Here is a 25,502-nt window from a genome sequence, read left to right on the forward strand (position 1 = left end):
AAATTTTAGCTATGTTTATATATAAATATTTGTATAATTCACATTGAAATTAAATAAATATTAATAATTGTGGAATTAATTTGAAATAAAATAATATTTAATTGAATAATATTATAATTAGAATATGTATATATATAGATGAATTTCATTTAATAGACACTATTAATAAATACCATTGACCAAAATGTATTAAATGAATATAATATAATGAGGTTAATTGGTTTTAGATTTTGGATAAATAAATATTAAAATTTGGTTTTAAAAATTAATTTTAATATTAAGTTCACAAACTTTATTATTCTTTATATCGTATATGTGGAGTATGAGTATAGGAGAGTATATAAAATGTGGACATCCTAACTCTTTTAAAATACACTTTGAAAACCAAGTGTTGGAAAGGAGGAAATAGTCTAACCACATAACTAAGCGCCAGGACTCTGAGGAGTTGACGAGGATGGGGAGTATCGAATCTTCGGCGGGTGCCCCACGGTATCGCACTACCGTTAACGATTGATAAAGACAGGAAGTGATTCCTGTTACAAAGCAATCTGGTGTAAAACCTTAACTAAATGTGGATAAGTTGATAAGTATTTTTAAAGATCATACTAAATCAAAGGTTTTTCTTATTCATATAGAGTTAAATCTAATTTGAAATAGAAGACATTTAGGAGGAAGATTTTTTTATGTGCGGAATAGTAGGTTATTTTGGAAAGAGAGAAGCAGCACCACTGCTTATTGAAGGATTAAGTAAACTGGAGTATAGAGGATATGACTCAGCTGGAGTATCTATACTAAATGAGAAGGGTATTGATCTTACAAAATGCAAAGGTAGACTTGCAAATTTAGAGGAAAAGTTAGAAGAAGACCCAATAAAAGGACATATAGGTATAGGACACACTAGATGGGCTACTCATGGTAAGCCATCAGATTTAAATTCACACCCTCATACTAATGTGGATGGAACTATATCTGTAGTTCACAATGGTATTATAGAAAACTATATGGAACTTAGAGAATGGCTTATGGAAAAAGGCTATGAGTTTAAGTCAGAAACAGATACTGAGGTTATTCCAAACCTTGTAGATTTCTACTATAAAGGGGATTTGCTAAAGGCAGTAATGGAAGTTACTAAAAAGCTAGAAGGAAGCTATGCTATAGGAGTTATAGCCGCTAATGAGCCTGATAAACTAGTAGCTGTAAGAAATGAAAGCCCATTAATAGTTGGTCTTGGAGAAGATGAAAACTTCATTGCTTCAGACATACCAGCTGTATTAAATCAAACAAGAAAAGTTTATCTTTTAGAAGATAAAGAATTTGTTGTTATGACTAAAGATGGAATAAAAATATATGACCAAAATGAAAAAGAAGTTAAGAAAGAAGTATTTAATGTAACTTGGGATGCTGATGCTGCTGAAAAAGGTGGATATGATCACTTCATGATGAAGGAAATCCATGAGCAACCAAAGGCTATAAGAGATACTATGGCTTCAAGGATTATTCCTGGTCAACCTATAAGAATCGATGATATAACTATTACAAAAGAACAAATAGAAAAATTAAACAAGGTATATATAGTAGCATGTGGAACTGCATACCATGCTGGATTAGTTGGAAAAAATATTATTGAAAAACTTGCTAGAATACAAGTTGAAGTAGATATAGCATCTGAGTTTAAATATAGAGATCCAATAATAGACGAAAACACTCTTATGATAGTTGTTAGCCAATCTGGAGAAACAGCAGACACTATGTCAGCTTTAAGACTTGCTAAGAAAAGGGGTGCTAGAGTAATAGCTGTTACTAATGTAGTTGGAAGTTCAGCTTCAAGAGAAGCCGATGATATACTATACACTTGGGCAGGCCCAGAAATAGCAGTTGCATCGACAAAGGCTTATGTAACTCAATTAATAGCTATGTACACAATTGCTCTATTCTTTGCAGAGCAAAAGGGTACAGTACCTCAAGATAAGATAGAAGCTATTAAAACAGAAATGTTAGCTCTTCCAGAAAAAGCAGAAGCAGCACTTAAGTGTGATGATGTAGTTAAGGCTCTAGCAGCTAAAACTTGCTGTGAAAATAACATGTTCTTCCTAGGAAGAGGCCTTGACCATGCTGTAGCAATGGAAGGATCTTTAAAATTAAAAGAGATATCTTATATTCATTCAGAAGCTTATGCTTCAGGAGAATTAAAACATGGTCCAATAGCTTTAATTGAAGAAGGAACAGTAGTAGTAACTATGGCAACTCAAGAAGACTTATTTGATAAGACTGTAAGTAATATGAAAGAAGTTATTGCAAGAGGAGCTAGAGTGTTTGCAGTGGCTCAAGAAGGTCACACAGATATAGAAAAATCTGTAGAATCAGCAATCTACATTCCAAAAGTAATGGACTTATTAGCTCCAGTTATAGCTATAATTCCAATGCAACTATTCTCTTACTACATGTCCATGGAAAAAGGTTGCGATGTAGATAAGCCAAGAAACCTTGCAAAATCAGTTACTGTAGAATAAGTAATAGAAGCTATATGTAAAAATATTTAATTTTAAGATAAATATTAATTATTTGTAATAAGATTGAATTAAATTTTATAAAGTATAAAAGATATAAGACTAGACATTTTAAAATAAAAATGTCTAGTCTTTTTTTATAATTTCTTATGTTTTTTATTGGTATACATATTGCTATCAGCAGTATCCAATGTAGATTGCATTTTTGAAATTACATGTTCATTAGTAAATACGGATTTTAATACCTTTGAAGTATTTCTAATAAGCATATCACCACTTAAATGCAAAAAGAGTTATTATTATGTTTTAAAAATATATTTAATAATAATATGAAAATTACATAATACTAATAGCATAAGAATTATATTATATAATACTAACCAAAGATGAAGGAGAATTAATTTATGAAAATAGAAAAAATATCTGACAAAATAATGTACAATGATGAATCCTTAACTAAGAAAATAATTTATAAAGAAGATAAGATATTGAATTTTGTTTTAAATTTTAGACCAGGGCAAGGAGTGCCACCACATAATCATGAGCAAAGTGATTTACTTATTCATGTACTTTGTGGAGATGGTGAAATGACTGTAGATGGAAATTCAAATAAAATAACACAAGGAGATGTAATTCATTGTAAAGGAGTAGAAGTGTTTAGTATAAAAAATAATGGCAATAATGATATGTCATTATTTGTAGTATTAGCTCCAAATCCATCAGCAGTATATTCAAAAGGAATATAAAAGGGTGGTGAAAGAATATGACAAATAGGATTATTATAATAGGAAATGGAATAACAGGAATTACTGCAGTGAAAGCCATAAGAGAAGTAGATAAAGAGTCAGAAATATTTATATTTGGAGAAGAGAAATTTTACCCATATAACAGAATAAAATTGTCTAAGAATCTATTTGATGAACTCTCTGAAGATAATACTCTTCTTCTAAAGAAATCATGGTATGAAGAAAATAAGGTTAATATTTACGTAAGCAAAAAAGTAGTAAAGGTTAATATTGAAAATAAAGAAGTAGTTTTATGTGATGAAAGTATACTTAAGTATGACAAACTTTTATTAGCAAATGGAGCAAGAAATAATAAACCTCCAGTTGAAGGAATAGAAAAACCAGGTGTCTTTAACTTAAGAACGTTACAGGATGCATGGGATATTAAAAGTAAAATAAAAAAAGGTGAAAGTGTTATAAACATTGGCGGAGGAATACAAGGATTAGAAACTGCTTGGAATTTGAATCAGCATGGAATCAATGTTTCTATTGTTGAGATTCAATCTAGACTAATGCCAAATCAATTAGATGAAAGGGCATCTAAAATACTTCAGGATTCAGTAGAAAAGTTTGGCATTAATATATACTTAAATACGAGAGTTAATAAAATAGCAGGAAATAATGAGGTTGAAGGTGTTGTAACAAGTTCAGATGAATTTATGCATTGTAATAAGGTTATATATTCTGCTGGAATAAAGCCTAACATAGAAATGTTTGAAGATACGCCTATTAAGTGTGAAAAAGGAATTGTTATAAATGAAAAGATGGAAACTAATATAGCAGATATATATGCAGCAGGTGATGTTGCTGAACTTGATAACTTTGTTCCAGGACTGTGGAATATATCAATAGGCCAGGGTAAAGTTGCAGGATATAATATGATAGGAAAAGATAGTACTTATAAGCATATTGTTCCTGTTACTACTTTAAACGCTTTTAAATTATCCTTATTTTCTATGGGATGTGTAGATGAAAATAATGCAACTAATGTTCTTGTAGAGGATGATGATGAAGGTCAATATATGAAGGTGTTTGTAAGAGATAGAAAAATAGTAGGGGCTATTGTAATTGGAGATACGAAACGATCACCAATATTAAAATCAGCCATTGAAAAAGAAATATCTTTAGAAGCTATTGATTTATCTAAAATTTCAGTAACAGAATTATTGGATAACATACAAAGTAGAAAATAAAGGAGAGAATAAATATGACAGAAATAAAATTTTGTGAAAATAATTTTACATATGGAACTGAAGATACCATGAAGAAATTACAAGAGAATTATCCTGACGTAGATGTAACAGTAGAATCATGCTTAGGATATTGTGGAGACTGTGCTACTAATCCATATGCACTTGTTAATGACGAAATGATTCTGGCAGATTCAGCAGATGAATTATATGAAAAAATTGAAGAGTTAATATAAAGTCTTTGGCTCATATTGATAACACATAAATATCCTCTTTTTCAATAATTTATTTCCCTAACTTAATTATATCACTTAAAAAATGCAAAATATAGACTTTAAATTTCTAAATTTTGCTATTAAACTAAAGATAATAATTGTTTGGGGGATGGTGCTTTGTACAAAGATTTATTTAAAAATAAAAATTTTACTTTGTTATCTATTGGAGGATTTATTTCTTCTATAGGAGATTATCTTTACAATATAGGTGTAACTGTATACATATATAGCTTAACAAAATCCGTTGGTGCAGTGGCTCTTATGTGGCTTTCTAGGGGTGTTTTAAGAATTCCTATGCTGTATTTATCAGGACTCATAGCTGACTCTTATAATAAGAAAAGGGTTATTATGGTTACTAATCTAGTTAGTGTGATTTTTGCATTTCTCTTTATTTTTATTAATGAACAGAGATTATGGCTCGTGTATATTCTAGCATTTATTCTGCAATCTCTTAATGACATTGATGTAAGCTCTGAAACTGCCATTCTTCCTGAATTAGTATCTAAGGAAGAGCTGTCCTACTCTAATTCTATTTTTTCATTTTTACAATCCACCAGTGTATTTCTTTCTCCTGCTATTGGAGGAGTTCTTTATAAGCTTTATGGTAGCAATATTTTGTTTACTATAAATGCTATAAGTTTCTTAATTTCTGGAGTCTTATTTAGTCTAATTAAATATGACTTTATAAAGTCTGATAAAGCTGCAACAAGGTCTGGAATAATAAAAAGTGGCATTGAAGGATATAAGATATTTTCAAGATATTCTAGTGTTAAAACTGTATTTATTATAATGAGCATGTTTGCAGTATTAGGAAGGTTCTATGAAACCTATAAAGTAGCAGTTTCTGATGTTTTATTAAATCTAAACCCAGAAGGCATTATTTACTTTTCTTATGCTTTGGCCCTTGGAGGACTTTCAGTACCTTTCGTAGTTAAGGTCTTATCTAAGAAAAATCATGTAACATTATTTACTATTTCTACAGTAATTATTGGTATTAGCTATATTATATTTGGATATTCACAAAGCTTTATTATAACCTTTGGAATTTTAATTATTTTAGGTTTAGCTCAAAACCTTCAGGGGATATATTCTAGCACTATAATTCAAAATAGTATACCTAAAGAGTATCTTGGAAGAGTATTCTCCTTCTACAAAATACTACTAACTCTCTTTGCTATCCTAGGGCTTTTAATTGCTACTCCACTATATAATTTAATTGGTATAGGTAACTCCTTTACAAGTATTGCAGTTATACTAATTATTCTATGCATCTTCAATCTAAAAAGGAGTTTTAATAGAGCTGTTGATGAAGTTTTAGATATTAGCGAGATATAAGTATATTCAATAATTACAGAAGCCTATATATTAATTTACTAGTTAAATTAATATATAGGCTAGTTTTGCTTTATAACTAATCAAGTTGCCTGCTGCTCTTGTTATTGAACAATATGTAGATTATCAAGAGTAATTTTCCAAAACACTGTCAAAAATGCAATGGTCCTAACAAAATAAATTAATTCTTGACATCTCATTCAACATAGAGTAATATGAAGTTAGCTTCACATGAAGTGAACTTCATATTATACTATGTTAGGAGCGATTCGTTTGAAAAATAGATTTACTGAGCTATATTTATGCTCATTGGCAATTCTCATAATGGGTTTATTTGAAATAATTTTTAATTATACTAGAGCTAGTATTACAGAAGGACTTTATTCAGGTATTATAATGTTTTTCGTAGGGGTAGGGTTTTTAGTTTTCGCTATAACTTCCCACATTAAATATAATGCTAATAGAAAACAGTTGGAAAGAGAGATGTCAAAAGAATATGATGAAAGAGATGACTTAATAGAAGGAAAAGCTTCACACTTTACCATGAGAATTCTAATGATTGTGATTATACTTATGATGTTTCTTTCAAAATGGATTACAATTCCAACAAATGCTGCTTTATTTATAATTATAATATTTTGCATGATTACGAATATATTAGCTAAAAAATATTATAATTATTTTCTTTAATTAGGAGAAGGCTATGAAAAATAGGATAAAAGAATTGCGTTTAGAACATAAGATAACACAACAAGAATTAGCAGATAAAGTATGTGTGTCTTCAAGAACAATTATTTCTTTAGAAAAACAACAATATAATCCATCTGTTTTATTGGCATATAAAATTTCTTCGGTCTTTAACCTACCAATTGAAGAAACTTTTATATTTGAAGAAGATGACTAATTATAAAAATGTATGCAATAAAATTGTTAAAATAATAAAATAATGAGCGGAGGAAAATATTATGATAATTGAAAAACTATTATTTATACTTTTCGGAGTAGTATTAACATTATGGGGAGTATATAGAATGAAAACAGATAAGGCGTTTGTAGGGAAAACGCAAACAAGAAAAAATATTTTTAACCTTTTAATATTAGGAGAAGCTTCTGGAATAGGCCAATTGTTAGGTGGAATTACGTGTATAGGTTTAGGAGTTTTATCTTTTATAATTAAGTAATTTGTAATGTTGAGTAGTTAAAGTTAATAAAAAATGAGATAAAAACCATGATTCTTAAAAATAAGTTTCATGGTTTTTGTATTTAAAGGAATTTGAATGATGACTATAGAATAGTTTAGAGAAAGTTATGAAAAAATTTAAATTATTAATCTATTTAAGTAATAAGGAGAAGAATCATGGAAGAGTTGAAATACAAAGTTCCCAATCGAAAGATAGCTGAAAAAATATTAGAGGAAGCATCTATTTTAAATCCTGGTCCATGGGTGGAACACTCAAGATATGTAGCAGAGGCAGCAGCTCTAATTGCTCAATATGATAGGGATTTGGATGAAGATACAGCCTATGTACTGGGATTACTTCACGATATTGGAAGAAGGAATGGTAGACATTATGTAAGACATGCTATTGATGGATATAACTATGCATTAGAAAATGGATATGATTTTGTGGCTAGAATTTCAATCACCCATGGTTTTCTATGCAGTAATGTAGATGATATATGTGGAGAAATGGATTTAACTAAAACAGAATACGACTTTATTAAAAATTATTTAGATAATATCGAATATAATTCATACGATAAATTAATTCAATTATGTGATGTATTGGCTCTTCCATCAGGATTTTGTTTAATAGAAAAAAGGATGGTTGATGTGGTTATGAGATATGGATTTACTGATTTTACACTAGAGAAATGGAAAAAAACCTTTGAAATAAAAGAATATTTTGAGGGTAAAATAGGAAAATCTATTTATAGTATCCTGCCAGGAATAGAAAAAAATACTTTTGATTAAACTTTTAAAGAAAGTGCAAAACATGTAAGTATAAAATTGTTAAAAAGAAAAGAGAAACTCCTGAAGAATGTATTATAAGAAAAATTAAGGAAGGGATTAATTGTAAAATTAGCAATTTGAAGCTATTTAAAATTTATGTTATCAATTCTTTGAGTTAGGAGAAAGTATTGTGAGGGAGAATGAATTAAAGTCATATCTAAAAAGTCTAGGGGCATCATTGGTTGGATTTGCAGATTTAAATAGCGTTAATACCTCATTGCATAATAATCTAAAGTATGGTATTGCATTTGCAATAAAATTTAAGACTGAAATTATACAAGGTATTTATGAAGGACCAACAAAAGAATATTATGAGGAATACAAAAAAATAAACAAAGAACTTGATGATATCGCTATATGCTGTGTAAGATACATAGAGAAGCAGGGATATAGTGCACTAGCTCAAACTTCAACATATGTTACTAGTGATGAAAATTTGACTACTTATTTACCACATAAGAGAGTTGCTACACGGGCAGGAATGGGTTGGATTGGCAAAAATACTCTTTTAGTTACTCAACAATATGGTAGTGCAGTTCGTATCTCTTCAATACTAACTGATATGCCAGTCATACCAGATATGCATATCAATGATTCTAGGTGCGGAAAATGTAGTAAGTGTGTTGATGCTTGCCCAGCAGCAGCAATAAAAGGTAATTTATGGAATATAAATTCAACAAGAGAAGAACTAATAAATCCTTTTAAATGTCGTAAAAAAGCAAGAGAACTACTAAAACAAAGAATAGGAATAGAAATGTCTTTATGTGGAAAATGTATTGAGATATGTCCATATACACAGCAATATATTAAAAGAAATTCCCATAGGTGTGATTAGAAATATTTTAGTGATATTTTAAGTAAGAGATAAGAAGGCTAACTAAATTAATGTTACCTGATTTTCTCTTTTTATTTTGAAGAAAGTTAGAAAGAAAATTAAAAAATACAATAATATAACTCTAAGTTAAGTTTTATGAGAATCAATGTTTTTATGTTCTTGCACCTTTATGCCATTGATATGACTAAGGCTAAGTCTCCTAGAGTAAAGCAATATTTTAATAAAAATTAGCTTTCACTAATACGATTATTTCAATTATAAATAAACATTTATGTATAAATATGTTATTTAAGTAAAGAGGGTGTTATAATATATACTACAAACTACTTTAAAGGAGAGAGACATATATGAAAAGTAAGTTAAAACGAAAGAGTATAGTTTGTGCTACAGTAGTAGTAATTGCTGTTTTATTGTACTATTTTTTTTATTGGCAAAATAATGGTTTAATGATAACGGAATATGATTATATTAATGAAAAAGTAACAGCAGATACTGATGGATATACGATCATTCACATATCTGATTTACATAATAAGAAATTTGGAACGGATAACAAGAAACTTATAGATAAGATAGCAGAAGAAAATCCAGATATGATTGTAATAACTGGGGATATAGTTGATAGTAAACATACAGATATTAATGTTGCTATATCATTTGTTGAGAATATTGTTGATATAGCTCCTGTGTATTATGTTACAGGAAATCATGAGTGTTATTTAAGTAAAGGTGATTTTAAAAAGTTAGAAGAAAATATGAAAAATAAAGGAGTACATCTGCTTGATAATGACTATGTATCAGTAAATGATAATTTTTATTTAATGGGTATTGAAGACCAGAATTTTAATACATATGATAATGTAAATATATTAGATAATACATTAAATGATATGATGGAGAATGTACAAAGTGATGCCTTATGTATTTTATTAGCCCATGAACCACAGCAATTAGATAATTATGCAAAGAGCAATGTGGATTTAGTATTAAGTGGACATGCACACGGAGGCCAGTTTAGAATACCATTTGTTGACATTGGAATAGTTGCTCCCGACCAAGGATTTTTCCCGAAATATACAGCGGGTGAGTATCAGAAAGATAACACTTGTATGTATGTAAGTAGAGGACTAGGAAACAGTATTATACCTATAAGATTATTTAACAGACCTGAAATTGTAAAAGTGATATTGAAAAATAAAGAATAACCTAGATAATATAGGAGTGCCTAGTATTGCAATTGATAATGTAAGTTTTACTTATCCAGGAACTGTTAAAAGAAGCTATAGATAAAGCAGATTTTCAGGTTTCAAAGGAAAAATTTCAAGATGGTTATGATACCATGCTATCTAGAGAATTTGATGGTATAGATTTATCAGGTGGGCAATGGTAAAGGCTAACTATAGCTAGGGGTTTTTACAATGATAGTAACATGATAAGCCTAGATGAACCTACAGTGGCCATAGACCCTATATAAGAGTAAGATATATAAGAAGTTTAAAGAGATATCCAAGGATAAAACTGCCATAATAGTTATTCATAGACTTGGTTCTGCTAAGAGTGAAGATAGAATAGTAGTTATGGACAAAGGTGAAATTGTACAAGTAGGTACCCATGATGAACTTATGAGTATAGATAGAAGATATATTGAGATGTATGAAGCTCAAAGTAAGTGGTATTTAACTAATTAAGATGAAAAGGCAGTTTGATTTAAGGGATTAATGCAAAATATATCATGGGCAAACTTTTTACAAAAATAATTTAAGATAAACTAATAAAGAATTAATTTTTGAACAATCTTTTTTTCAAAAATTAGTTCTTTTATCTTTTTCACTATTAATCTCTATCTTTATACAGGATTTCTCATTTTCTGCTTTAAAAGGAAAAGGAAGATAAAAAAGAATTTTATGAAGATGATCCTTAATAAAATTATTTAGGTAAAATTTAAAAATAACCCCAGGGACCTATGGAACATTTTTAAATTTTAAATAGCTATACTAATGTAAATGTCAAGTTCAAAATGTAGAAAGTTTCAAGCATGACCACAAAAATTTGATAATTCCTTAATTATCTTCTTATTGTATCATTTCATAAGCACCTTTTGTAATGTAAGAAGGACAAACTATCTTAATAATATGAGAATGATGTTTATCCTGTTACAGTAAATAATTTAAAATATTAGGTTTATTGTTATGAAGGAAATCTTAATGGGATTTATAATGCGGTAATTATACTATTGACCTGAAATAGAAGCTGCTTTTAAAACCATGAAAGTAGCCTGGGGAGCAGTATAAATAATTACTGAGAAAACTTGTGTTTAAATTTTCTCATTGGTAGTTATTAACTGAGAGTCATCTATATTATTTTTATAATAAATAGTTTTATTTTTTTACTTTTCTATACTAAGGGAAGTATATTGGATTAATTTATATTATTTTACATTTATAATATTTAATACAATATTTTTAATTATTCATATAATTATATTAATATTTATAAATAAGTATATATTTATAAATATTTAATTCTATTTACTATATATCTATATATTTACTATAATCCTTTTTTTGTATACTATGTATTATGTAGGTTTTAGTAAAGAAAATACATTTAACTATTTAATACTATCTAAAATTTTAAGCAATTTTAATGTATAGACTTAATTAGAACTTATATAGTAAATATTTTATAGATGAGGTGTTTTGATGAAAAAAAGTAAAAAAATTTATGTAGCTTTATCTGCAGCAATATTATTATCAGGTCTTAGCTTATCTACAGCCTTGGCTAATAATTGTAAGGATTCAGACTGGTACCTTGATGCAAGCTATACTAATTCAACTTCAATGCTAACTAAAGCAAGACCTAAAACTGATACTACCTCTGGCTATGGTCGAGTTATATCTGGTAACATCGATCGGAACTATGGAATGGGTATGCAGCTTAAACGAGGAGATAATGGAAAAGACTTGACAGGTACTTATAGAGTCCTTCCAGCAGTTAGTTTTCCAGGGAATGTAGAAGTGTATGTTCCAAGTAATGCCTATGAAAATGGATATCGTTCTGTTAAGATGCACATTTCTAAATATAGAGGTTATAATAGTGGCTGTGGTTCTTCAGAGGGTAAATGGAGCCCGGATTCTGTTTAATCCATATGTTTAAGCAGTGTGAGAATTTTTCTCATACTGTTTGCTTATTTTATCATATTCTATTTTAAAAGGAGATTATTATGTTAAAGCTTGAACTTAAAAGGGGATTGAAAAGAAAATCATTTATTATAGCTTTGCTGATAGCTTTTATTTTTTGCGCAATTAATATTATTAAAAATGATTATTATTATCTTTCAATGCCTTATGCAAACTATCCGTATTTTTTAGAAGATTTCATGAAATGTGGAATAGTTTCCTCATGTGAAAACTTTATTATGTTTAGATTTACAGATGTATCTAATATATTATTTTGCATTATGCCTATCATTGTATCTATAGCATATGGAGATTCGTATTTGGAAGATTTAAACAGTGGGTTTTTAAAGAGCATTTTTTCAAGATGTAGTAAAAATAAATACTTCATAAATAAATTTTTTGCCAACTTTGTTCTTGCTGGAATAGCTTTTACTCTGCCACTGCTAATAAATTTCTTAATTCATATATGTTTTGAAGCAACTCTTCAGCCAGAAATTTTAAATACAAATAATCTCAGAATAGGAAGTCTTAATTTAGATTTATATTTGAATCATCCTATGATTTATACGTTTCTATGGTTATTTATATACTTTATCTTCTCTGGTGCTATTGCCAGTATATCACTGGCTGTTAGTATTATAACCAGAAATAAATTTATTGTTTTAGTCATTCCTTTTATAGTTATGCAGCTTACATCCATTTTTTTTGCAGTCATTAATATAAGGTCATATAGTCCTATCAACTTTTTATATTTATATAGCGATGCAAATATCTTAAGTATGGTAATTTCTTTTATTGTAATGGTTTTATCGACTTTTATGATTTTTTACTGGGGAGGCAAACATAATGAGATACTGTAATAATTTATATTTATTTAAAAAAGGGCAACTTAAATTTATTATTACAGTAGGCTTACTAATATGGGCAATATCTTCAGCTTATTATATTATCAATATTGATGATATAGTAAGTAGTTTACATGAATATTCTCTATGTAATATGGATTTTATTCTTTCGTTTGACATTAATTCCATACTTAAGGATACCAACTTTACATATATGATTAACCCACTATTCTGTGCCTGTTCTTTATACATAATCTCTATTAATTCACGCATGGTGAGAGTAATCAGATACAATTCGAAAGGTGATTTATGGAATAATAATTTCTTTCTAATTATATTATTTTCATTTATCATCAGTGTTTTATTGGTATTGGGAACGTATATTATCGGTGGTATAGTTCTTGGTGATTTTACCAACACATGGCCTACTGACAGAGGGTTTTTCTATAAAGTATACGGTGATACCAACATATGGACATCTTTAAGTAGAATTCTCACAACAAAGAAAATACTTCTTATTATGCTCTTTTCAACTTTTATATGTCTTTCCATGATTGGAAGCATTATAAATGTACTGAGCATTTTCATAAAAAAACGTTATGTTTTTATAGTTATGGTATCCTTGGTCTTTATTGATTATACCAAGGTATGTACATTCTCTCCATTAAAATGTGATATTATTTCTTCGAATAATATTATTAACATAAATACCCTAGCTATCAAAAACTTGTGTTATATATTTATTATATGGTCTTTATATATATTGGGTAAATTTTTTATGGTGAAAAAAGATCAGTTTATTAAAAATAATAACTTATAGAAGGTGACTAAGCTTTGAATGATATTAAAAGACTACTGTTCCGTGATATAAAAATAAATATTAAATCTGTACTATTTAAGTTAGGTATATTTTTTGCTTTTTATTTTTTATTAAATTGGGCAGAAATACAAGTGCTAAAATCTTATCAGCTTATTGATGTTAAAAGTGTTATTCTTGAAAATTTTAAGGGCTGCGAGTTTGGGGGGAGTTTAGCTAATAATTTTGTTTTCCCTATAAAATGGTTGTTAATTAATGCCTATATTCTTTATGTAATTGGTGACTATTTTTATAAGGATATAAAAGTTAATAGCAAATATATACTTGTAAGGAACAAAAAGCTATGGCAGATTTTTATTTCTAAAATAATATGGGCTTTTCTTGTTATTCTATTCTACTACAGCGTATTGCTTTTAATGAGTGTAGTATTAGGTGTAGCTTACTATTTTCCTTATAATGATATGGCTCCATATTATTATGAAATGGATACTAATAATTTAATTATCACTGTATTGCTATTATATTCATTAACTTCATTAACATTATGCATTATTTTATACACACTGTCATTTAAATTAAAGCATATATATTGCTTTCTTATAGCTATAATAATATGTGTCTCGTCTGTATTCTTTGAAAGTAGTTTTTTCCCAGGACAACATAATTTAGTGCTAAGACATGACCCTTTTGACACTATTCATAATTTATCTATAGGATATTCTATTTTATACAACATAGTTTTGAGCTTTATTTTCCTATTAGCAGGAATTTTTATATCTAGAAAAAAAGAAATATTTTAACAGGAGGGATTTTATGAGCTCATATATACACATGGAGAATGTGATAAAGGAAATAAACGGAAATATAATTCTTGATAATATAAATTTGTCTTTAGATAAAGGAAAAATTTATGGTATCAAGGGGAAAAATGGTTCAGGTAAAACCATGCTATTCAAGGCTATTTGCGGTTTTATTAAAACTGAAGGTACAATAACTGTTGGTGGTAGGCCTGTGGGCATGGACGGTTCATATGCTAAAAATGTAGGAGTGTTATTAGAAAATCCAGGTTTTTTGCATAGTTACTCAGGTTTTAAAAATCTGAAATATTTGGCAGAGATAAATAATAAAATTGACGATAAACAGATTAAAGATACTATGATTGCTTTGGGACTTAATCCTGAGGAAAAAAAACCATTTAAAAAATATTCTTTAGGTATGAAGCAAAAATTAGGTATTGTACAAGCTGTAATGGAAAACCCTGAGGTTATAATCCTGGATGAACCTATAAATGCCTTAGACGAGGACTCTGTAAAAAAAGTAAACAATATAATAAGAGAATTAAAGAGTCAGAATAAATTAGTATTAATATCAAATCACAATACTGAAGAATTAGAAAACATATGTGATGAAATTTACACTATAGATAATGGTAAAATATGCAATAAAAAACTTGTGAGAGGAATTTTAAATGAAAATGAGGCATAAAAACAAGATTAAAATTATTATTTCACTATGCTTAAGCTGTGTTTTATTATTATTTATCTGTTATAGATATTATAAAATGAATTTTGGAGTTCCTCAGAAATTTAAAAATGAAGTGTTCATGATGGATGATCAAGTAAAACTGGATAGTACTGATATTAAAATTACTGACTGTAAGCTGACAAATAATAAAAGCACTAATATTATCAGTATTAATCTTTATATTAAAAATACTAGTAATAAGGATGTTAATATCAATGACTTGATTTATCAGAGTAAAACTCTATATAAAGATACCATTATTGAAGTTCCATACACGATTGAAGGCAATGAAGATAACATTGTGAAATATAACGATGAAAAAAATATTACTCTTAGTTATATCTTCCCATATGAAGCTATAGATGATAATATAAAATTTTATCCCGGTAAACAGTTATATGAGCATCAAATAAAGGACTATATTGAAAATCATCTTTTAATGTATGAAAAATCTATTGAAATAAATTGTGAGGATATAAAAAAATGAAAAAATATTAAGCAAAAATCTAATTTGTAGCACAGTAATATGTCTTTTAGCTGTGGTACTGTTTTTGTATAAAATATATACTTCGCTTTTCAAAGATTATATATGCATTGAATGTAACACCTGCGAAAGATGAGCTGTCTAATGTCTCCGTGTATCAGAGGTTAAAATTGATGAAATTTTTTTGACCCAACGGATGAAAAGAAATTAATGTAAAGAATAAGGATTTAAATAAGCTAAAGCTATGTCGGCGATATAACTTTTGTGGGAATCTTTTATACAGAAATTTCAAACCATTCTATGATTCTGAAATCAGTATATTATCTTAGAGAATAATAACATATAGCATGAAGTACTATAGAAAATCGGATATTGAAGAATATAAGACCTTCTTAGACAGGCTATGTACTAAATATGCGGTGATGTAATCACTATTGATAAACTTACTAAAGTCAAAAAATATAGCTTGTTTAGATAAGGAATAACATGGTACCTAAATATTTACGAAGACGAAGGTAGTAGAAAACATACTTCCGAATTTGAAACTATATATAAAATATAATAATACTCTGGATGAAAATATGTTTAACTTGGACTACAACAAATATTCTAAAAAGGTTTTTTTATGGAATATAACTCAAATATATTCCATAAAACTTATAATAAAGGTGGTGTCCAGTCTATAGGTATAATCTTACATATGGGGTATAGATTATTGTTACAATTAATTATACAATTTAAGAATTTAAAAATCATGGATAGATATCAGTTATTTATACTGAACTATCCATGATTTTTTTATATTATATTACTAGAGATAATTTGGATACAATCCTAATACTATTGAACGTTATACATGCCATTCTTCTCCATGTATTGGAATATAGCTTCTCCGTGTTTTTGTTCTTCTTTTTGTATGTGATTTAATACATCACGAACTCTAGTATCTCTAAATTCGAATATTGTAGTATCATAGGTTCCTGAAACATATTTTTCAGTCATCAATAAATCTGTACACATATCAGCATCAGATAAATTAACTCCTCCTGATTGCATATTATTTGTATTTGTTGTGGAACCTTGAGCTGTCATATTTTGCCCTGAGTTTTGATTTTGACTTTGCGGATTCTGTTGACCTTGTTGTTGCTGACCCATTTGAGGAAGTTGACCACTTAATAATTGATTGATGCTACCTAGATGGGTTCTTTCTGATTGTCCATTAGCATTAAAAATATCTTTTAACTGACTGTCTTTAGCTTGATTTGCATAATTTGTATACTTTTCAATGCAAATTTCCTCATGTTTTTTTTGATCCTCTAGTAAAGTTCTTTCTTTTTGTGATAATGTTATTTCCATAATACTGCACCTCCGATTATATTTTGTGTAAAACCAATTATTTTATACTAGTAAATGAAATAGTATTGAATTTTAAACAGTATACTAGAAAAAACAGGTTAACACTCAATTTAGGTGTTAACCTGTTTGGTATATATATAGATGACATAACAATGAGAATTATATCACTATAGGGATTTGTTTTTTACAGTTTCAGAATTAAAGATTTCTTCATTAAATTCTCCTTCAGCCTTTGCTACAATCATTGTACATACTGCATCACCAGTAATATTAACAGAGGTTCTTGCCATATCTAGAATCCTATCAATTCCCATGATTAAAGCGATACCTTCCACTGGTAAACCTACTGATTGTAATACCATGGATAACATAATCATTCCTACACCAGGTACTCCAGCTGTTCCAATTGAAGCTAAGGTGGCTGTTAAAATAACAGTTAAGAAAGAACTTAAGGTTAAATCAACACCATAAATTTGAGCAATAAATACGGTAGCTACACCTTGCATAATAGCGGTCCCATCCATGTTAATAGTTGCCCCTAGTGGTAATGTAAAGGAAGCAACATCCTTTGAGATTCCTAAATTTTCTTCTGCAATTTCCATGGATACTGGTAAGGTTGCACTACTGCTTGAGGTAGAAAAAGCTACTGAAATGGCTGGGAAGAATTTTTTGAAAAATCTTATAGGACTTAATCTAGTAAATAATTTTAATAGCCCACCATAGACAATAGTAGCATGAATAAGTAAGCTTATTAAAACTAATGACATATATTTTATTAAAGGTATCATTGCATCAAAACCTTGAGTGGCAAAGGTACGAGCGATTAAACCAAATACTCCAATGGGTGCAATTATCATTACGAAGTCTACGATTTTCATAATAAGGTCATTTAATTGTTGAAAAAGATTTGTTATCATTTTAGTTTTCTCACCTAGAGTAGATAATCCTACACCTATTAACATGGCAAATACAATAATTTGTAGCATGTTCCCGTTTGCCATGGATGCAATAGGGTTGTTCGGTATCATATCAAGGATAACTTCAACTAATGGTGTAGCCTCTTTGATAGTAACTTCACTTAAACTAGAATTTGATAAATTTAATCCTACACCTGGTTTAAATACTGTAGACAGTGATAATGCAATTGAAATGGCAATAGCCGTAGTAGCTAAGTAAAATAATACTGTTTTTACTCCAATTCTACCTAACTTTTTAATATCTCCCATGCTGGCAGCTCCGTTAACTAGAGAAATAAAAACTAAAGGTACTACAAGCATCATAATAGCCTTTAAAAATGCCTGTCCAACTAAATAGAAAACTCCATTAATTAATAATTCATCGCGAATGAAACCCTCTGGAATGAAGTTGAATATAATACCTGTCATTAAACCTAGGATTAATCCGATAAATATTTTTGTTGATAAACTTATTTTGCCTTTTTTCATTTTACCAATCCCTTCTAATGATTTTTATTATATAAATTAAATTTTTACCTAAAATTATAGAATTATATGGTGAGTAAAATTATATAATGAATAAAAACAAAAGTCAAACTGCAATTATTGGAAAAGTGAAAAATGAATATGAAATATTTTAAAATCAATATAGCATTATTTGATTGAGTGTTAATCTAGTAATAGCGCACATTATCATGGATATAGATATAGATGTTGAATGTATAAAACTTTTGATATATACAAGTAAATTTTGAAGGATTTTAAAATAAGTATGCAATATTCGTGTAAATAATATCAATGTAGTTAAGAAGAAAGATAAAACTTGAAAAGTTATTTTAATAAATTAACAAATAATAACATATAAAGGATTGTTATTTGCATGGATATATTTTACACTTAGTATAATAGGTTAACAGATACTGTTTATCCGATGCCTACAAGCTCTAATACTCCAATATTCTTCAAAGTGGGAGTAAAGAGCTCTGTTTATATTAAATTTTTAGGAGGGGAATTTATGTTATTTATATTTATGGGGCCAAGCTGTTCGGGGAAATCTTCAGCAGCAGAAGAATTAAAAAAACTTACAGATGTACAGATTTACAGTGGAAAAGATTATTTACGTATGGACAAAAATGAAAATAATGCATGGCAACTATTTGAGGAAATATTGAAAGAAGGTTGTAATAACAAAGATTTACACTCAAAATCAATAATCTATGTAATCTCAGAAAAAAAGGATATAGTAAAATTTAAATTTATTAACGATGCTATTACTATAAATTTTACAGCTGATGCAGAAATAATAAAATCTAGATTTGCAAAAAGGATGAATGGAGTTTTACCAAAGCCAGTAGAAAGTATGATAGACAAGCAGTTACTTGAATGGAAAGACATAACTGCAAAGTTACATGTAGATACAAGTAAAGACAGTCCTAGTGATATAGCTAAAAAGATATATGATCTAGGATTAATAGATAATAATGTATAGGTATTATACTAATACACTATGGGTTGGTTGGAATTTATAATTTATGATAAATGTATTAAAAAATATGCTACTAAGCTTAAATTATGTAACTTTGCTGAAAAAATATTGGTGATGCAATAAATTGATAAAATAGTCTAATAATTTTTATTTACTTTATAAGTTTTCTATGGTAAAATTTACACATAACATATGGGAGGTGCTATAAAGTGATTATTGCTACTTGTTAATTAATTTTTAATGTAAAAATTAATACTGAAAGAAGTCTTAACTACCTAATTATTTAGGTTTATTTGTTGTGCTTCTTTAGAAAATTTACAAGTAAGCGATGTGAAGTTTATAGAACTAAAATTAAAATCTTTTTTACACTTTATATAGTATATTTTTTATTGTGTAAAATATTGTAGATATTTTGGTTGTAATGAGGCGTTGCTTTATTACAGCCTTTTTTAATTTAGTTGAAGAGGTAAAACATCTAACCCTTTAAATTAGATAGGTAAAAATGAAAAAATAAATAGGATAAGGGGTATGAGTATATGAAAAATCAAGTAAAAAATGAATTTAAGGAAATATTGAATATATTTAATGAAGCCTATGTTAAAAGGGATATTAATGAAATAGATATCTTTATGGATAAATTATTTGATAAGGATGAAAGTGTAACTATAGTAGGCACATGTGATGACGAGTGGTGTATTGGATATGAGGAAGTTAAGGATATATTTTTAAGTGACTGGGAATATTGGGGAGATTTAAGAGTTATAGCTGATGAGGCTACTGTAATGGAACTTGAAAATACAGCTATAATTTATACTCCAGCTACAGTGAAATATTCTTTTAACAGTAGAAGTGACACATATACACGTTATTTAGGATATATTAAAGAATATTTTGATGAAAGTTCTGATGAAAGTAAAAAATCTAATAAGGTTAAATTAACAGAAATTAATTGGTCCTTATGTCATTTATTAAATCAAAGGGATGATATAGAAAGAGATTATCTATGGGATATACGTATTTCCTTTATATTAATAAAAAAAGAAAATAGATGGATTATAAAGCATATGCAGTTTTCTTTACCTGTAGTTGGACATCTACCAGATGTAAGGGAATATAAAGATAGTTGTGATAGAACTGAGGTTAATAAAAAAATAAAGGAATTAGAAGAAGCTTATCATAAAAATAAGATAAATAAAAATGAAATAATAGAATTAATAAAAGACTTTAATAGTGAGTATCTAGATAAGGATATGGAATTAAATTTGATAATTGATAAATATTTTTCTTCTAATAATATATTTGTTGCTAATACAGATAAAGAAATATTCACTAGTAAAGAAGAAATTAAGAAGTTAATTAAGGATCATAGAGGATGCTATGATGAGATCAGGTTAGACAGTGAAAATTCTATGGTTGATTTTAATGAGGATATAGCTTGGGTAGTAATAAGAGGTATTATGGAAAAAGTTATTTCAGAAGAAGAGTCCTTTGAAAACACAGTTAATAAAATAAAGGATATATTTAATAAGGATTTAAATGATAAAGAAAAGCTTTTTAACATTAGAAGAAGAATTGCTGAAACCTTCAAAGAAAATGCTAAAGGTGAAGATTGTATATGGCCATTTAGATTAGAGGGTGTGCTTATTAAAGAAAATAACAAGTGGGTATTTAAATATCTCCAATTTGCTTTTCCTTTTAATTATATTCTTGAGGGAAAGACAGAAGCGGCATCTTTAATAAAGAAATATTAATAACAAAGAGACTAGTAGGGAGAATCCTTACTAGTTTTTTGTATAAATAAGGTTTATTCAAATAGTATAATAAGCAATTAAGGGGAATAATATAAATCTCAGTTAATGCAAATAAATATACTTGGGTGATGTAAATGGATAAACTTATAAGCAATAAAAATCTTATAAAAATTAGCTCTAGGATAATAATTATTATTTACTTTATTTTTTTATGGATTGATTTTATAACCAAAGATTTAAAAAACAAATATTCAGTGACATTAAAATATTCAGCTATAGTGCTTTGCTTTATCATATCCTTATTAATTAAATCCCATGGATATAGCAAAAGAGATAAAGGTTTAGTTCAGCTTGCTCGACTATTTACCTTAATTGCAGATTATTTTCTTGCAATTTCCGGCAATTATATTATGGGAGTTTTTTTCTTTTCTCTAGTTCAAATAACTTACATAATAAGGCATAGTATTATGGAAAATAGTAAATATAAAAACTTATTGTTTTTTATAGTATCATTGTCCATAGCCTTAACAGTTTCATTAAAAATAGAAATAGCATCAATAGGAAAAAATCTTGTTGTTTTAGCACTTATATATGCATCTTTATTAATCACTAGTCTTTACTGCTCAGTGAGTACCATAACTAGAGGTAAATATTCTCAAAAAACTTCATGGATAATTGCTTTAGGTATGTTTTTATTTTTTATGTGTGATTTAAATGTGGGACTTTATAATATAGTAGCAGGAGGCAACATAAAATTTTTTCTGGGTTTTTTAATATGGTTATTTTATCTTCCTTCTCAACTATTACTTACATTAAGTGGATTTAAAGTTCAATATCTAAAGAAAGTTTTTTGTAATATTTAACTTTAAAATATTATGAATAATTATTTAAAATCCTACAAAATATAAATACTTAGATAAGAGATAAGTCTAGCTAAGAAATGCATTTAGATTAAGATGAAATTAGAGTTGTTTAGCTATAATTTCAAATGATTATTATATGTTAGAAAGGAGAAGATTATGTTATTAATTAAAAATGGTAAAATATTGACCATGGCTGGTGTGGATTATGATAAGGGATGTATCTTAATAGATGGGAAAAAAATTATAAAGGTAGGAGAATACATTGATGAAGATAACAGTGACATTTCTGAAGTCATTGATGCAAGCAATTGTATAGTTATGCCTGGAATAATAGAAGCTCATAGTCATATTGGTATTCAAGAAGAAAGAAAAGGTTTCGAAGGTAATGATTGCAATGAAATGACTGAGCCAGTTACACCTTACCTTAAAGCCTTAGATGCTATTAACCCTATGGATTCCACTTTCCACAAAGCCTTGAGTGCTGGGATTACTGGAGTAATGGTTGGACCAGGAAGTTCAAATGTGGTGGGTGGGCAGTTTGTATTTATCAAAACTCACGGTAGAGCAATAGATAATATGGTTGTTCTGGAACCTGCTGCAATGAAGGTTGCATTTGGAGAAAATCCAAAATCAAATTATAATGATAAAGATAAGATGCCAACATCACGTATGTCCATAGCTGCTCTTTTACGAGAAGAGTTGTTTGAAGCTCAGCAATATTATAAAAATAAGAAAAACTCTCAACAATCAGGTAATGAAGACAAGGATTTTAATGAAGAGTTTAGAAAAGAATGTTGGTTACCTGTATTTGATAAAAAGATACCTTTAAAAGCACATGTACATAGAGCTGATGATATTCTAACTGCAATACGCATAGCTAAACAATTTGGATTAAAAATGACTCTTGATCACTGTACAGAAGGGCATTTAATTGCAGAAGAGATAAAGGAGTCTGGATTCCCAGCTATAATTGGGCCAACGCTATCAGTACGTAATAAAATAGAGACACAAAATATGGATTTTAAAACAGCAGGCTTGTTGCATAAGGCAGGTGTAAAGGTAGCTATTACTACAGACCATCCTGTTACAAGAATACAAGATTTGGCAATTTGTGCTGGATTCGCAGCAAAAGAAGGATTGGGTATAGATGAAGGACTTAAAGCAATTACAATAAATGCAGCTGAAATATGTAATGTATCACATAGAGTTGGAAGTATTGAAGTTGGAAAGGATGCTGATATTGCAATCTTTGATGGCAATCCCATGGAGATATTTACGAAAACTTTGTATACTATAATTGATGGTGAAGTGGTTTATAAACCAGAAGACTAGCTACAATAATTTTTAGGAACAGGTTTTTGATTTAAAACTAAATAACTTTTTTATTACTTTATTATAATAAAAGTGGCAACAAAGCCAGCTAATACTGATTTTGTTGCCACTTTCTTACATGTAGAAACAAATTCCTTTGTTCCCATAAGTTGTGTATGTGAAATATTATTTGTTGTTGTTATTTTTGTTGTTGTTGTTATTTTTGTTGTTGTTGTTATTTTTGTTATTATTGTTGTTATTATTATTGTTGTTATTATTATTGTTGTTTTTGTTGTTATTATTTTTACAATTGTTGTTTTCCATGACATATCACCTCCTACCTAACTTATAATTTGCAAAAAAAAATATATTATTCATTCTAATAAAAAATTATCAATAAAAATTTTTATGCATAGTTTTTCTTATATAAGTGATTTTACACTAGACTAATTAGCAAAAATTTTTTAAAATATAAGGTACATGATTTTAAGTTGTAAAATTGATATAAAAGAAATACATTTTGTTAAATTACACAAAAAAAATAAGGTGTTAAAAATTTGATTTCTAATGGAAGTATAGAAATTTATAACATTAAGCCTTAAGCATAAAAAACAAATTGTAAGATATAATAAAGCTATAAAAAGCTATTTAGGAGGAAACAATGATAGAAAAAATACAAAAGAAGACAATAACATTTATTGAAGCCATTGCAATAGTAGTTGGAATGATAATAGGATCTGGAATATTCCTAAAACCAGGTATTGTTTTTAATGATGCAGGTTCACCTATAATGGGCATAATGGCTTGGGTAGTTGGAGGTATTATAACTTTAGCTTCTGCTCTTACAATTGCGGAGATAGCTTCATCTATACCTAAAACTGGTGGGTTATATGTTTATCTTGAGGAGCTGTATGGAGAAGTATGGGGTTTCCTATTAGGGTGGGTTCAAACAGTAATATCTTATCCTGCATCGGGAGCAGCTTTAGCCATAGCTTTTTCCACTTATGCTACATTTTTTATTCCAATGAATAACTTCGAGCAAAAACTTCTAGCAGTAGGAATCTTAGTGTTTGTAATAATCATGAATATAATTAGTACTAAATATGGGGGAGTAATTCAAACTATTTCAACGGTGGGAAAGCTTCTTCCAATAGTTGCTATTATTATATTTGGTTTAATTAGTGGTAAAACTCATGATTTTCGCTCCGTTACCGTTATGACTGAAGGAGCTGGTTTTGGAGCTGCAGTATTGGGTACCTTATGGGCTTATGATGGATGGATAGGGGTTACAAACATAGCAGGTGAATTAAAAAATCCTTCTAAGGAAATGCCTAAGGCAATTATTTTTGGAGTTACTTCAGTTATATTTATATATGCATTAATAAGTATAGCAATGGTTAATGTAATGCCCATTGAAAATATAGTTGCATCAACAACACCAGCATCGGATGTAGCAGTTTCACTATTTGGAAAAGGTGGTGCTGCATTTATAACTGCAGGAATTATAGTATCTGTATTTGGAGCTATGAATGGATATTTATTAACAGGTGCTAGAGTCCCATTAGCTATGGGACAGAGAAAGCAATTGCCTTATTCAAAGCAACTGGGTAAAATACACAAAAAATTTGGAACTCCTACTAATGCATTAATTCTTGAAGGGGTATTAGCTACTATTTATATTTTCTCGGGAACATTTAATACTCTTACGGACTTATTAATATTTGTTTTATGGATATTCTTTGTTATGGGTGTCTTCGGTATATTTAGACTTAGAAAAAAAATACCTGCAGATAAAAGACCATATAAAGTTCCTCTTTATCCATTCATTCCAATGGTGGGAATATTGGGAGGAATTTATATATTATATAGTACAATTGTATCTGCACCATTGAATTCTATAATAGGGATTGGTATAGCTCTTGCTGGTCTTCCAATATTCTATTATTTAAAAAGAAAATAGTGTTCAGCCTCAATGATTGAGCTATGACTCTA

General features: G+C 28.5%; 24 protein-coding genes. 21 read left to right on the forward strand and 3 right to left on the reverse strand.

Annotated features, from left to right (window positions below; all coding sequences use genetic code 11):
• Positions 1–683: 683 nt before the first annotated feature.
• From glmS to B2P65_RS14480, 16 genes are all read left to right on the forward strand, one after another.
• Positions 684–2,510 carry a glutamine--fructose-6-phosphate transaminase (isomerizing) gene (glmS, locus tag B2P65_RS14405; protein ID WP_346880385.1) on the forward strand — a complete coding sequence of 609 codons (1,827 nt, stop codon included), beginning with the start codon at positions 684–686 and terminating at the stop codon, positions 2,508–2,510.
• A gap of 401 nt (positions 2,511–2,911) precedes the next feature.
• Positions 2,912–3,253: a cupin domain-containing protein gene (locus B2P65_RS14410; RefSeq protein WP_346880386.1), complete on the forward strand. Its 342-nt coding sequence runs from the start codon at positions 2,912–2,914 to the stop codon at positions 3,251–3,253.
• A gap of 17 nt (positions 3,254–3,270) precedes the next feature.
• The gene (locus B2P65_RS14415) at positions 3,271–4,485 is read left to right on the forward strand and encodes an NAD(P)/FAD-dependent oxidoreductase (protein WP_346880387.1); all 1,215 of its coding nucleotides are present in this window, start codon (positions 3,271–3,273) and stop codon (positions 4,483–4,485) included.
• 14 nt (positions 4,486–4,499) lie between these two features.
• Positions 4,500–4,718, forward strand: coding sequence for a DUF1450 domain-containing protein (locus B2P65_RS14420; protein ID WP_150845930.1), 219 nt, complete (start codon positions 4,500–4,502; stop codon positions 4,716–4,718).
• 156 nt (positions 4,719–4,874) lie between these two features.
• A complete protein-coding gene (locus B2P65_RS14425) occupies positions 4,875–6,092 on the forward strand; it encodes an MFS transporter (protein ID WP_346880388.1) in 1,218 nt (405 codons plus the stop codon).
• Positions 6,093–6,362: 270 nt separating this feature from the next.
• Positions 6,363–6,779 (forward strand): DUF2178 domain-containing protein, encoded by a 417-nt coding sequence (locus B2P65_RS14430; RefSeq protein ID WP_346880389.1) that lies wholly within the window; start codon positions 6,363–6,365, stop codon positions 6,777–6,779.
• A 13-nt stretch (positions 6,780–6,792) separates the two neighbouring features.
• Positions 6,793–6,993 (forward strand): helix-turn-helix transcriptional regulator, encoded by a 201-nt coding sequence (locus tag B2P65_RS14435; protein WP_346847762.1) that lies wholly within the window; start codon positions 6,793–6,795, stop codon positions 6,991–6,993.
• Between the two features lie 61 nt (positions 6,994–7,054).
• Positions 7,055–7,270 (forward strand): hypothetical protein, encoded by a 216-nt coding sequence (locus tag B2P65_RS14440; protein ID WP_346847761.1) that lies wholly within the window; start codon positions 7,055–7,057, stop codon positions 7,268–7,270.
• A 176-nt stretch (positions 7,271–7,446) separates the two neighbouring features.
• Positions 7,447–8,064 (forward strand): HD domain-containing protein, encoded by a 618-nt coding sequence (locus B2P65_RS14445; protein ID WP_346880390.1) that lies wholly within the window; start codon positions 7,447–7,449, stop codon positions 8,062–8,064.
• A gap of 169 nt (positions 8,065–8,233) precedes the next feature.
• Positions 8,234–8,938 (forward strand): 4Fe-4S double cluster binding domain-containing protein, encoded by a 705-nt coding sequence (locus tag B2P65_RS14450; RefSeq protein WP_346880391.1) that lies wholly within the window; start codon positions 8,234–8,236, stop codon positions 8,936–8,938.
• Between the two features lie 347 nt (positions 8,939–9,285).
• Positions 9,286–10,143 carry a metallophosphoesterase gene (locus B2P65_RS14455; protein WP_346880392.1) on the forward strand — a complete coding sequence of 286 codons (858 nt, stop codon included), beginning with the start codon at positions 9,286–9,288 and terminating at the stop codon, positions 10,141–10,143.
• Positions 10,144–11,640: 1,497 nt separating this feature from the next.
• On the forward strand, positions 11,641–12,081 hold the full coding sequence (locus tag B2P65_RS14460) for a hypothetical protein (protein ID WP_346880393.1): 441 nt from the start codon (positions 11,641–11,643) through the stop codon (positions 12,079–12,081).
• Positions 12,082–12,161: 80 nt separating this feature from the next.
• Positions 12,162–12,977 carry a hypothetical protein gene (locus B2P65_RS14465; protein ID WP_346880394.1) on the forward strand — a complete coding sequence of 272 codons (816 nt, stop codon included), beginning with the start codon at positions 12,162–12,164 and terminating at the stop codon, positions 12,975–12,977.
• An 819-nt stretch (positions 12,978–13,796) separates the two neighbouring features.
• Positions 13,797–14,579 (forward strand): hypothetical protein, encoded by a 783-nt coding sequence (locus B2P65_RS14470; RefSeq protein WP_346880395.1) that lies wholly within the window; start codon positions 13,797–13,799, stop codon positions 14,577–14,579.
• A 13-nt stretch (positions 14,580–14,592) separates the two neighbouring features.
• On the forward strand, positions 14,593–15,264 hold the full coding sequence (locus B2P65_RS14475) for an ATP-binding cassette domain-containing protein (RefSeq protein WP_346880396.1): 672 nt from the start codon (positions 14,593–14,595) through the stop codon (positions 15,262–15,264).
• Positions 15,248–15,790 carry a hypothetical protein gene (locus B2P65_RS14480; RefSeq protein ID WP_346880397.1) on the forward strand — a complete coding sequence of 181 codons (543 nt, stop codon included), beginning with the start codon at positions 15,248–15,250 and terminating at the stop codon, positions 15,788–15,790. Before B2P65_RS14475 ends, B2P65_RS14480 begins: the two co-directional genes overlap by 17 nt.
• Before the next feature lie 837 nt (positions 15,791–16,627).
• Here B2P65_RS14480 and B2P65_RS14485 read toward each other — a convergent pair.
• Together B2P65_RS14485 and B2P65_RS14490 are read right to left on the reverse strand one after the other, a co-directional pair.
• Positions 16,628–17,143 carry a spore coat protein gene (locus B2P65_RS14485; protein WP_346847756.1) on the reverse strand — a complete coding sequence of 172 codons (516 nt, stop codon included), beginning with the start codon at positions 17,141–17,143 and terminating at the stop codon, positions 16,628–16,630.
• 167 nt (positions 17,144–17,310) lie between these two features.
• The gene (locus tag B2P65_RS14490; protein ID WP_346847755.1) at positions 17,311–18,588 is read right to left on the reverse strand and encodes a dicarboxylate/amino acid:cation symporter; all 1,278 of its coding nucleotides are present in this window, start codon (positions 18,586–18,588) and stop codon (positions 17,311–17,313) included.
• Positions 18,589–19,114: 526 nt separating this feature from the next.
• On the opposite strand from B2P65_RS14490, the gene B2P65_RS14495 reads away from it, so the two are divergent.
• From B2P65_RS14495 to B2P65_RS14510, 4 genes are all read left to right on the forward strand, one after another.
• The gene (locus tag B2P65_RS14495) at positions 19,115–19,588 is read left to right on the forward strand and encodes a hypothetical protein (RefSeq protein WP_346847754.1); all 474 of its coding nucleotides are present in this window, start codon (positions 19,115–19,117) and stop codon (positions 19,586–19,588) included.
• Between the two features lie 533 nt (positions 19,589–20,121).
• Complete coding sequence (locus tag B2P65_RS14500; RefSeq protein ID WP_346880398.1) at positions 20,122–21,336, forward strand: hypothetical protein; 1,215 nt, start codon at positions 20,122–20,124, stop codon at positions 21,334–21,336.
• A 134-nt stretch (positions 21,337–21,470) separates the two neighbouring features.
• Positions 21,471–22,199, forward strand: a complete 729-nt coding sequence (locus B2P65_RS14505; RefSeq protein ID WP_346880399.1) for a hypothetical protein — start codon at positions 21,471–21,473, stop codon at positions 22,197–22,199.
• A 156-nt stretch (positions 22,200–22,355) separates the two neighbouring features.
• A complete protein-coding gene (locus tag B2P65_RS14510; RefSeq protein ID WP_346847751.1) occupies positions 22,356–23,531 on the forward strand; it encodes an amidohydrolase in 1,176 nt (391 codons plus the stop codon).
• A 53-nt stretch (positions 23,532–23,584) separates the two neighbouring features.
• Here B2P65_RS14510 and B2P65_RS14515 read toward each other — a convergent pair whose 3' ends face one another.
• Entirely contained in the window at positions 23,585–23,839 is a 255-nt protein-coding gene (locus B2P65_RS14515) for a hypothetical protein (protein ID WP_346880400.1), read from the reverse strand.
• 332 nt (positions 23,840–24,171) lie between these two features.
• Here B2P65_RS14515 and B2P65_RS14520 point away from each other — a divergent pair, with 332 nt between their 5' ends.
• Positions 24,172–25,470, forward strand: coding sequence for an APC family permease (locus B2P65_RS14520; protein WP_346880401.1), 1,299 nt, complete (start codon positions 24,172–24,174; stop codon positions 25,468–25,470).
• Positions 25,471–25,502 lie beyond the last annotated feature (32 nt).

The sequence above is a fragment of the Clostridium sp. UBA3061 genome (genome assembly GCF_002367465.1).
Classification (GTDB): domain Bacteria; phylum Bacillota; class Clostridia; order Clostridiales; family Clostridiaceae; genus Clostridium_J; species Clostridium_J sulfidigenes.